Origin of the sequence: Streptomyces sp. DH12 (assembly GCF_020873895.1) — a bacterium.
In the GTDB taxonomy this organism is placed as follows: Bacteria; Actinomycetota; Actinomycetes; order Streptomycetales; family Streptomycetaceae; genus Streptomyces.
The window spans coordinates 1-970 of record NZ_JAHWGT010000125.1 but is presented as its reverse complement, the minus strand read 5'-3'; the positions used below and the strand labels follow the sequence as shown (position 1 = coordinate 970).

Below are 970 nucleotides of genomic sequence, written 5' to 3'. Positions count from 1 at the left end.
GACTGCGCGCCCTCACCCTCGCCGCCGCGCTGATGGATCCCATGGACCTGCCCACCCCCCGGCCCAGGCCCGCCGAGCCGCCCCGCGGGGTCGTGCCGGACGTCCGCGAGGTGCCCGGCATGGTGCGCGACGCCCTCGCCGAGGCCGGCCGGGCCCTGGACATCGGCGCCGCCGTCGCCCGGTCCACCCTCGACATGCGCTCCTCGCCCGCCCTCACCTGCGCGCCCAGCGGCACCCGCCGCACGGCCGGCGTGGTCGTCGACCTCGACGACGTGCACCTCATCCGCAAGAGCGCCGGCGGCACCGTCAACGACGTCCTCATCGCGGTCGTCGCCGGCGCGCTGCGCCGCTGGCTCGACGAGCGCGGCGACGGCAGCGACGGCGTCGCCCCGCGCGCCCTCGTCCCCGTCTCCCGGCGCCGCCCCCGCACCGCCCACCCGCAGGGCAACCGGCTCTCCGGGTACCTGATGCGGCTCCCGGTCGACGAGAAGGACCCGGTCACCCGGCTGACCCGGGTCCGCACCGCCATGGACCGCAACAAGGAGGCGGGCCCGCACCGCGGCGCGGGCGCGGTGGCGCTGCTCGCCGAGCACGTGCCGCCGCTCGGCCACCGGCTCGGCGGGCCGCTGCTCGGGCAGGCGGCCCGGCGCTCCTGGCGGCGGCGCTGCTTGACCGTGCGGTAGATGTGCGACGTGGCCCGGCGGACCGCGATCGCGTCCGGGTGGTCCACGTCGAGCTTGTCGAGCTCCTCGAGCACGCTCAGGCAGACGGCCAGCCGCTCCGGGTCGATGCCGGGCCCGTGCGCCACCTCGTCCGTGGTCCCGGGTCCGTCCTGTGTCACCGTCATCGCCGCTGCCGTTCCCGCTTCGGTTCGCGCGGCGCTCCGTTCGCGTCCGCTGTCGAACGGGGGATTTTACGGAGCGCCGGGCCGCAGCACCAAACCGCTGCGCTCAGTGATCGCAGGCCACGG

General features: G+C 77.0%; 1 protein-coding gene and 1 pseudogene. One reads left to right on the top strand and one right to left on the bottom strand.

Annotated elements, in window-relative coordinates; translation table 11 throughout:
* Positions 1-683, top strand: a 683-nt coding sequence (locus LPA54_RS32940; RefSeq protein ID WP_228984420.1) for a wax ester/triacylglycerol synthase domain-containing protein, incomplete at its 5' end; no start/stop codon positions are given.
* Here LPA54_RS32940 and LPA54_RS32935 read toward each other — a convergent pair.
* A pseudogene (locus LPA54_RS32935) lies at positions 638-847 on the bottom strand (short-chain dehydrogenase); the annotation flags it as partial. The gene LPA54_RS32940 and the pseudogene LPA54_RS32935 sit on opposite strands and share 46 nt — an antisense overlap.
* Positions 848-970 lie beyond the last annotated feature (123 nt).